Source organism: Amycolatopsis dongchuanensis (genome assembly GCF_039542405.1).
GTDB lineage: Bacteria > Actinomycetota > Actinomycetes > Mycobacteriales > Pseudonocardiaceae > Amycolatopsis_E > Amycolatopsis_E sacchari.
Genome location: NZ_BAABIB010000160.1, coordinates 1 through 9,575, shown reverse-complemented (window position 1 = coordinate 9,575; position 9,575 = coordinate 1). Strand labels below are relative to the sequence as shown.

5 protein-coding genes, 1 tRNA gene and 1 pseudogene are annotated in these 9,575 nt (G+C 70.9%); 3 read left to right on the top strand and 4 right to left on the bottom strand.

The features are described from left to right. Nucleotides 1–359: 359 nt before the first annotated feature. From ABFX51_RS36675 to ABFX51_RS36665, 3 genes and pseudogenes are all read right to left on the bottom strand, one after another. Nucleotides 360–433, bottom strand: a tRNA-Pro gene (locus ABFX51_RS36675). 76 nt (nt 434–509) lie between these two features. After that, a pseudogene (locus tag ABFX51_RS36670) lies at nt 510–922 on the bottom strand (LLM class flavin-dependent oxidoreductase); the annotation flags it as partial. Nucleotide 923: 1 nt separating this feature from the next. Next, nucleotides 924–1,655 carry an SDR family oxidoreductase gene (locus ABFX51_RS36665; protein WP_346056539.1) on the bottom strand — a complete coding sequence of 244 codons (732 nt, stop codon included), beginning with the start codon at nt 1,653–1,655 and terminating at the stop codon, nt 924–926. 100 nt (nt 1,656–1,755) lie between these two features. On the opposite strand from ABFX51_RS36665, the gene ABFX51_RS36660 reads away from it, so the two are divergent. Continuing rightward, nucleotides 1,756–2,442 carry a TetR/AcrR family transcriptional regulator gene (locus tag ABFX51_RS36660; protein ID WP_346056538.1) on the top strand — a complete coding sequence of 229 codons (687 nt, stop codon included), beginning with the start codon at nt 1,756–1,758 and terminating at the stop codon, nt 2,440–2,442. A 148-nt stretch (nt 2,443–2,590) separates the two neighbouring features. After that, a complete protein-coding gene (locus tag ABFX51_RS36655) occupies nt 2,591–4,720 on the top strand; it encodes a DUF2339 domain-containing protein (RefSeq protein WP_346056537.1) in 2,130 nt (709 codons plus the stop codon). A 36-nt stretch (nt 4,721–4,756) separates the two neighbouring features. Here the strand turns inward: ABFX51_RS36655 and ABFX51_RS36650 are convergent, their stop codons facing one another. Then, the gene (locus ABFX51_RS36650) at nt 4,757–7,660 is read right to left on the bottom strand and encodes a S8 family serine peptidase (protein ID WP_346056536.1); all 2,904 of its coding nucleotides are present in this window, start codon (nt 7,658–7,660) and stop codon (nt 4,757–4,759) included. Nucleotides 7,661–7,999: 339 nt separating this feature from the next. Here ABFX51_RS36650 and ABFX51_RS36645 point away from each other — a divergent pair, with 339 nt between their 5' ends. Then, nucleotides 8,000–9,160 carry an AAA family ATPase gene (locus ABFX51_RS36645; RefSeq protein WP_346056535.1) on the top strand — a complete coding sequence of 387 codons (1,161 nt, stop codon included), beginning with the start codon at nt 8,000–8,002 and terminating at the stop codon, nt 9,158–9,160. The last annotated feature ends 415 nt before the right edge of the window (nt 9,161–9,575 follow it).

Sequence of the window (9,575 nt, the reverse complement as noted above, 5' to 3'; positions counted from 1 at the left end):
CCCCGCAACCCAAAAACACGCCCGCCGCCGCTTGACAACCACATAGGGACACCCCCCCACCGCCCCCAACACCGCTACGACGACGCAAGCCGACCGCAACGGCGCCATCCCGCCCCCAACCGACCGGAACCAGACCGGGTTCAGGCACCTTCAGGACAGTTGGCAGTGATTCCTGGAGGAGCCGATCCGAACGCGACCCCATAAACCCCTGGGGTCAAACCTTTCCATGATCGGCTCCAGATCCGCTCCCATGTCACCCTGTTGATCATGAAACTGAGCCTCATCCCGAGACACACCGCGAACGCGAAAAAGCCCGCTGACCTGGGCTTCCACCCAGAGCCAACGGGCTCTTACGACCGTCGGGACGACAGGATTTGAACCTGCGACCCCTTGACCCCCAGTCAAGTGCGCTACCAAACTGCGCCACGTCCCGGCCGTCATCACCCCGCGTGCGGCGTGATGACACGTAGCTTAAGGGGTCCCGGCAACCGCCTTTCAGCCGGGGGTCTTCACGCCAGCGGGGCGAGCGCTTCGGCGAGCGGCTCGGCTGCCGCGGGGGTGTGGGGCGGCGATAGGTCGACGATCGCGAGGTCCAGGCCCTGCTCCCCGAGCGCGGCAGCCTCTGCCGCCACCTTCGCGACGTCGCCGTCCTCGCCGAGGCGGACGTTGCTGGACAGCATGATCTCCTTCGGATCGTGCCCCACGCCGGTGCGGGACGTCCCGCTTGCGGGCGAACTCCTCGGGCGTGCCGCCGACGAAAGTGCCAGCGCTGCGCGAACCTCGCGGTCGTCCGCAGGGTGCGCTTCTGCCCGCTCCCGCCGATACAGACCGGCGGATGCGGCCGCTGCACCGGCTTCGGCTCGCAACGGGCGTCCGTCAGCTGGTAGTACCGCCCCTTAAAACTCGTCGTCTCCTGGGCGACCTCAGATCGCCCCGCCGTTCGCGTACAGCACCTGGCCGTTGACCCACCGGGCGGGACCGGCGAGGAACGCGACGACCTCGGCGACGTCCTCCGGCTGCCCGAGACGCTCCAGCGGCGGCTCCTTGGCGAGCCTGCTGATCAGTTCCTCGCTCTTGCCGTCGAGGAACAGTGCCGTCGCCGTCGGACCGGGGGCGACCGCGTTGACCGTGATGTCCCGGCCGCGCAACTCCCGCGCCAGGATCACCGTGGCCGCCTCCACGGCGCCCTTGCTCGCGCCGTACGCGGCGTAACCCGGCCTCAAGAACCTGGTGATGGAACTGGAGAAGTTCACGATCGCGCCGCCCGCACGCAGCCGGCGCGCCGCCTGCTGGTCCACGACGAACGTGCCGCGGACGTTGGTGCGCAGCACGCGGTCCAGCACCGCAAGGTCGAGTTCGGCGACCGGCGCCAGCGGCATGACCCCCGCCGCGTGCACGACGACGTCGACCCCGCCGAAGCGCTCGTCCGCCTGGTCGAAAACACTTGCCACGGCTGCCTCGTCGGCCACGTCCGCGGCCACCGCGAACGCCTGTCCCCCGGCCTTCTCGATCGCCTCGACGGCCGCGTCCGCCTCGGTCTTGTTGCTCGCGTAGTTCACGACGACCGCGTACCCCTCGCGGCCCAGCCGCTCGGCCACCGCCCGGCCGATGCCGCGCGAACCACCGGTGACGATCGCTACTCGTGTCGTGCTCATGCCACTGCTCCGTAACGTTGTTCCGTTCTGACGTTAGCGACGTTACCATCCTCGTCGTACTCGCGCTACAAGGAATCCGTAACGTCGCTATCCTGAGGTCATGGACACGCGGACCCAGATGCTCGAAGCGGCGGAGAAGCTGCTCAACGCCTCGCCCGACCGGGACATCGCCACGCGCGCGGTGTGCGAGGCGGTCGGGGTCGGCGCACCGGTCCTCTACCGGCTCTTCGGCGACAAGAACGGCCTGCTCAGCGCCGTCGTCGACTACGGGTTCGAGCGCTACCTGGCCGCCAAGCGGGCCGCGGAGGGCTCGCCTGATCCGGTGGCCGACCTGCGCAACGGCTGGAACACGCACACCGCGTTCGCGCTCGAGCACCCGGCCGTCTACCGGCTCATGTACTCCCCCAGCTTCAAGGAGGTGCCCGCCGCGGCCCGCGAGGCGATGCGCCTCCTGCGGCAGGTGCTCGAACGCTGTGCCGCGGCCGGGAAACTGCGGACGACCGTGGAGAGCGCGGCGCAGGCGATCATGTCCGCCAACATCGGCGTGGCCCTCAACCTCGTGAGCCAGCCCGGCGTCTACACCGATCCCGGGCTGTCCACGCGCGTGCGTGACGCGGTGTTCGACAGCGTCCTCGTGGACGAGGAACGCGCGCCGGCGGCCGAACCGGCGGTGGCGACGGCCGCGCTGCAGCTGTCGGCGCTGCTGCGGGACGCCGGCAGCCCGCTCGGCGGGCCGGAAACGGCACTGCTGCGGCACTGGCTGGAGCGGCTCGCCGAGCAGGGCTGAAAACAACGCGAGCAGAACAACGTTCACGGCCCCCGCTAAGGTGATCAGCACTGTGCCGTGTCCGGCACGTGACTGGGGGTTCCGCCGAAACGCCGCGTAAACCCGGTGCCGGGCCGTGCATTTTTTCGGCCGAGAAAGGAACGGGAACGTGGCTCAACTGGTGGATGTTTCACCGGATACGGGGGAACTGCCGAGAATCGGCACCCCCGGCAGGCGCTGGGGGTTGCGGCGCGCGCCCGCACTGTGGATCGGGGCGCTCGCGCTGGTCGTCGGCTTCGGCTTCGTCCTCGTGTCGCTGGCGTTCAACAGCGGCCGCCTGTTCGGCCCGCTCGACGACGTCTACATCCACCTGCAGTACGGCAGCCAGCTCGGCGCGGGCCACTTCTTCCGGTTCAACACCGGTGACGACATCAGCGCGGGCGCGAGCAGCATGCTGTACGCCTTCGTGCTCGGCGCCGCCTACGCGATCGGCTTCCATTACACGCTGCTGCTCGCGTTCGCGATCGGGTTCAACGTCTGCTGCTTCGCCGTCGCGTCGGCGTTCACGTGCCTGCTGGCCACCCGCCTGCTGCACCGGACGCCCGGGATCTGGGCGGGCCTGCTCGTCGCGCTCTCCGGACCGCTCGCCTGGGGTGCCGCGAGCGGCATGGAAGTCGGCCTCGTCATGATGCTCGTGACCGGCCTGCTGCTGACGTTCGTCACCGAGCAGGACGCCGCGCGGTTCCGCTGGACGCCGGTCGTCGGCGCGCTGCTCGCACTGGTCCGGCCGGAGGGGCTGATCCTCGCCTGCGCGCTCACGTGTGCCGTGCTGTGGACACTGTGGATCCGCCGCCGGCTCGCCGGTCCGGCCAGGACGGTCCGCCGCGCCGTGTGGAGCCTGCTGCCCGGCGTCGTCGGGGTCGCGCAGCTGACGTTCTACAAGCTGGCGACCGGGACGTTCTCCGCCAACGGGATCCAGTCGAAGTCCCTGCTGCACGACCAGCCCGAGTTCTACGTCAGCCAGTTCGTCGACCGGGCGGGCACGACGCTGCGCAACCTGCTCGGGATCTTCCTCGGCTTCTCCGGCCAGGAGTTCACGTTCCCCGGCGGCCTGCTGGTGTGCCTCGGCGGCGTGGCGTACCTGATGCTGAACCGGCGCCTGCGGCCACTGGTCCTCGCGACACTCGCCGGGCTCGGCGGCGCGGTGCTCTCACTGTCCACTCTGGACAGTGCGCTCGTCCACGAACTGCGCTACTTCCAGCCCTTCCTCCCGCTGTTCGTGATCTTCGTCGTCGCCGGGTTCACCGGCGCGGCGCAGCTGATCGCCCGCGCGCGGACACGACGGCTCGCGCTGCACTCCGTGCTCGCCGTGGTGCTGGCGTTCTCGGTCGTGTCGCTGCCGATCTGGTCGGTGCGTTACGCCAGGGCCGCCGCCGCGATCCGGGACAGCGACGTGTCCTACGCGGCCTACCTCAAGGGCAACCTGCCACCGGAGGCCAACATCGCCATCAAGGACGTCGGCGCGGTCGCCTACCTCGGTGGGCACCACGTCGTCGACCTGCTGGGCCTGGGCACCAACGGTTTCGCCGAGGCGGCGAACAACGAGATCGGGTCCCTGTACGAGGCGGTGCGGCACCTGCCGCCGGAACGCCGGCCGGACTACTTCGCGACGTACGACACGGGCCCGGGGCCGTCGATGAAGCCGTTGCGGGACGTCGGCGTGCTGGAGCAGCCCGCGCTGGCGAGCTTCGACGTGCACGCGCCGGAGGACTCACGCGGCTTCCTCATGGTGCCGTTCCGCGTGTTCAGCGTGACGAAGGCGGACTGGAGCCTGGTGGACAACGGCGACGCCGCCCCGGTGCCGGGTGACGTGCGCGACCACCTCAACGTCGCCTACCTCACCGACGAGAAGGCGCACGACTACGCGTTCCTGCCGGCTCAGGACGGGCTGCAGCCGTTCACCTCCCTCGCCCGTGATGGCGACGTGATCGACAGCGGCAGGCACATCCTGGGCGGCGAGGAGTTCACGCTCCACAACGCCGTTCCCGGCCGCGCCGCGACGCTGACCGCCCGCATCGCTATGCACGGCACCGTGCCCGAGGCGAGCGTGCTCGTGAACGGCAAGCCCGCCGGGAGGTGGCTGCGCGACGGCAAGGACAGCACCTGGGAGACGTACACGTTCACGATTCCCGCCGAGCTGGTCGACAGCGACACCCTGCACATCGAGATCCGGCAGCCGCGGCCGGTGCTGAACCCGTACCCGGACTACGTTTCCTACGGGTACTGGCTGACGCAGTGAGAAAAGGGCGGGGCCCGCGGGCCCCGCCCTTTTCGGTCACACCGGCCGGACCGGGCCGGAACTGATCACCGGGTGCACGTTCGCCGGGCGCGTGGTGCTGCTCGCCGGCTGCGTGTAACCGTTGACATGCAACGAAACCGCGCGGATCGACCCGTCATCGCCGCCCGCGACGTCCACGACGGAGAACGTCCACGTGCCGTCCGCGGCCGTGCCCGCCATCCCGCCGAACGGCGCGACCGGCCGCCACGTGCCGGTGAACGGCGCGTCGACCCCGGTCACCGACGTGAAGGGCGTGGCCGCGCTGTCGGTGAACACGACCTGGCACAGGTTGTGCCCGTTGCCGCCGTTGCGCTGGAACACCGTCGCCTTCTGCCCCGACGGGGACGTCAGCGTGCCGATCAGGTCACCGATGTAGGAGTGGTTGAGGCCCACCTCCGTCGACGTGGGATCGGTGCCGCAGGTGGTGCCGTCGATCGACAACGCCACCTTCGACGCCTGCCCGATCCCGGACACCGGGATCGACACCGAGGCGCCGACCGGGCTGTTGTCCGGGATCGCGACGGGCGCGCCCGCGTAGGCGAAGTCGTGCACGACGGGCGACGGCGTGCCGACCTGGAGCGAGAACGACGTCGTCGTCGGCGAATACGCCCCGGCGAAGGAGACCCGCGCGTCGAGGACGACCGGCTGCCCCAGTTTCTGGCTCGCCGGCACGGTGATCGTGAAGTCGTTCACCCCGGTCTGCCCCGGGCTGATCGTGCCGTAGGACTTCGACCGCGGCGTGATCGTGACGCCCGGTGTGGGGCTCGTCAGCACCACGCTCGTCGACACCGCCGTGCCGTCACCGGTGTTGGTCACCGGCAGCCGGACCTTCGCCGTGTCACCGGGGTCGAGCGCCGTGCCGCCGTCGGTGGGCACCACGGACGGTTCCTGCGCCACCACCAGTGGCTGCGGGCTGGCGCCGGTGTAGGCCAGCACCTTGTCCGCGAGCAGGATCCCCTTGCCGGTCAGGTTGTCGGCGCCGGGAGCCTCGATGTCGACCGCGGTCGCGAGCAGTGCCTCCCGCACCTCCGCCGGGGACAACCCGGGGTTGCCGGACAGCACCAGGGCGGCGATCGCGGCCGCGTGCGGGGCGGCGGCCGAGGTGCCGAAGAACGGGTCGAACCCGGTCACGCTCGTCGTCACGCCGTCGGCGGCGGTGAGGTCCGGTTTGGCGCGGACCTCCCCACCGGTCGACGACACGTCGCCCGGCGTGATCGGGGTGCCGTCGGCCCGGTAGAACACGCGGCGCGGGCCGTCGGAGGAGAACCGCTCCGCCTTGCTCGCCGAGGAGAACGAGCCCGGGTACGGGCCCGCGGGGTTCGGCGGGTCGCCGGGTTCGAGGTCGCGACCGAACGCCGCAGCCGCGGGCGCCGCCGCCACGCTGAACGCGTCCTTCGCGGCCGAGTGCCCCACGGTCACCCCGGGCGTGTTGTAGGCCTTCAGCCCGTCCGAGGAGTCGGAGAACCGGCCCCGCAGCGCGGAAAGCGACAGGTACCGGTCCTGGCCCGAGTACTTGACGACCGCGAGCCGCAGCCCGCTGCCGCCGAACACGGGCGTGCCGAGGATCTCGTACGGGTCCTGCGTGCCGTCCTGCACGTCCTGGCTGAAGTCGACGACCTGTCCCGCGCGGTTGAGCAGGTAGAGGTCGTAGTCGTCGCTCGCCGCGCCGAGTGGGTCGGACCAGTGCAGCGTCACCGGGACGCCGGCGGAGGAGGCGTCCGAGATCGGCTCGAAGATCTGGCTGCCGCCGGTGCCCGCGAAGTTGTGCGCCGTGCCGGCGAACTTGCCCACGTGCTTGCCGGAATCGACGAAGTCGCCTTCCCAGTGCGCGGCGGTGCCGTCGGCGACGTTGCCCTCGTTGCCGGCGGAGGAGAAGTAGAGCGCTCCGTTCGCGGTCACGTCGTTGACGGCCTGCGCGATGATCCAGTCCTGGAACGGGGATTCCTTGAAGTAGATCACGTCGTCGACGATGACGTCGCAGTGCCGGTCGAAACGCAGGGCGCGGATGTTGTCGGCGAAGCTGGCGTCGGAGTTGAAGGCGGACGCGAAGCCCAGCGACGCGTTGGGCGCGAGGTCGTGGATGATCTCCAGCATCGCCGTGCCCTCGTCACCCTGGCCCTCCTGGCCGGGGATGACGTCCACCTGCGCGGGGAGTTCGCCCCTCGCCTGCGAGGTGGCGAGGGAGTCCACGCCGTCGGACAGCGCACACACCTTCACGCCGACGCCGGTGACGCCGAACTGCTGCCGGGCGACGTCGGCGTTGTGCGCGCGGTCGCCCTCGCTGGTGACGGTGGCGGCCTGCGCCCGCGCCGTCGTCTTGCCGGAAACCGCTTTCTGCAGCTCGCTCTGGATGCGCGCGGCCTTCTGCTGCTTGGTCTCCTGCGGCACGTTCGGGACGGCCAGCTCGCGTTGCGTCATCGCCTCGTCGGCCGTCTCGATCCGCTTGACGTCCGCCCTCGCGGCGATGCCGTTCACCGCGGCGAGCGGCAGTTCGGCCCGGACGCTCGCGTAGTGGTCGGACACGGCGCGGACGCCGGCGCCGGCCTTGGTCAGCGCCGTGATCAGGTCGGGCGTGACCTTGGTGGCGCGGATGTCCACCAGCGTCGTGGCCCCGGCTCCCTGCTGCAGCGCGGGCAGCGCGTTCGCGGTGAGCCTGCCCGACTGCAGCTTCTGCCGCACGAGCAGGTTGCTGTCCACTTTGGATTCGGTTTTGGTCGCACTGGCCTTGATGCCCTGCAGAGTGGCGATCTGGGCCAGCGCTGTCGCGTTCACGTCGTCCGGAGACTGCGCCGGCGCAGCCGTCGCGGGAGTGGCGAGACCGAGCGCGGCGAGCAGGACCGCCGCACCGGCCGCGGCCGTCGCTCTCGATCGGGGATGTCTTCTGGAACGGGTTCGATGCACGAGCGTCCCTCTCGACTTCAGGAACCGGTGATCACCGGCTGAAGCACAGCTAAATACCGGGAGAATTCGCCCGACAGCACCGTTCGGGTGACTACCAGGACCAGTTTTTGTCACTCTGCCGGAAGTCGTAGGCCGTTCAGTGCAACCCCGGGTACGCCGGTTTCCCTTCCATCCCACGGGATGTGCCCGTTCGGTTTTCCCGTCGCCTGCCGCTGCGATCGGCGGCGGGGGAAGCCGCCCGCAGGCACCAGCGGACCTGCGGGAGGCGGTCGCGGCCGTCGACCGGCCGGCGGCGCGGGACTGACGGTTTTTGTCGGTGGCAGGCGCTAGCGTCGGGGCGTGCTCACGACGCTGGCGATCCAGAACTACCGCTCACTGCGGGACCTCGTGCTGCCGTTGTCGCGGCTGACAGTGGTCACCGGCGCGAACGGCAGCGGGAAGTCCAGTCTGTACCGCGCCTTGCGGCTGCTGGCGGACGCCGCCCGCAACGGTGCGGTCGCCGCGCTCGCGCGGGAGGGCGGGCTGCCGTCGACGTTGTGGGCCGGTCCGGAGCGGACGGGACGTGCGGTGCGCGAGGGCAGGGCGCCGGTGCAGGGCACCGTCCGGTCGCAGCCGGTCGGCTTGCGGCTGGGGTTCTCGGGCGAGGAGTTCGGGTACGCGCTGGATCTCGGGCTGCCCGCGGTGGACCCGAAGACGACGGCGTTCGTACTGGATCCGGAGTTCAAACGGGAATGCCTGTGGTCCGGACCTGTGCTGCGCCCGGCGGCGCTGCTCGCCGATCGCGGTGGCAAGTCGGTGCGCACGCGGAACGCGGACGGGGCGTGGTCGGAGGAGCGGTTCCCGATTGGGCTGACCGACAGCATGCTCAGCGAGTTCGCCGATCCGCGTGCCTGCCCGGAGTTGCTGGTGGTGCGCGAACGGATCCGGTCGTGGCGGTTCTACGACCAGTTCCGGACGGACGCGGAGGCGCCCGCGCGGCAGGTCCGCATCGGCACGCGCACGCCGGTGCTGGACCACGACGGCGGTGACCTGCCCGCGGCGCTGCGCACGATCCAGGAAAGCGGTGACGCGGAGGCACTGGCCACGGCGATCGACGACGCGTTCCCGCGCTCGCGGGTCGAGGTCGCCGTGACCGAGGGCCGGTTCGAACTGCGGTTCTTCCAGCACGGGTTGCTGCGGCCGTTGACGGCGGCGGAGCTGTCGGACGGGACGCTGCGGTACCTGCTGTGGATGGCGGCGCTGCTGAGCCCGAGGCCGCCGGAGCTGCTGGTGCTGAACGAGCCGGAGACGAGCCTGCACCCGGATGTGGTGCCCGCGCTGGCGGCACTGATCACGACGGCGGCGGCGCGGACGCAGCTGGTGGTGGTGACACATGCGCGGCCGCTCGTGCGCGCCCTCGGGGACGTGGCGGTGGTGGAACTGGAGAAACAGTTCGGCGCGACGGTGCCTGTGGGGCAGGGGGTGCTGGACAGGCCGTCGTGGCATTGGCCGAAGCGGTGAGGCTGGGGGTGGGTTGGGGGGTAGCGGCAGGGTGGGTGGGGCTTGGGAACGGGGCGGAGCTTGGGACGCGGCGGAGCGGAGTGGGCACGGCAGGGCGGATAGGCGCGGCAGGTGAAGTGGGCGTGGGGGAGCGAAGCAGGCCCGGCAAGCGAAGAGGGCACGGCGGAGCAGAGGCCGCGGCAGGTGAAGCGGGCGCGGTGGAGCGAAGCAGGCCCGGCAGGGCGGAGTAGGCGAGGCGGCGCGAAGCGGGCGAGGCGGAGTGGAGTAGGCCCGGCAGGCGAAGCAGGCCCGCCAGAGCGGGCGGCGTCCGCCGAAGCGGCACGGCGAGCGGGCACGCGAAGCGGCGGCGGCACGGCGGCGCCGGTGGCGGCACGGCGGCGCCGGTGGCGGCACGGCGGCGCCGGTGGCGGCACGG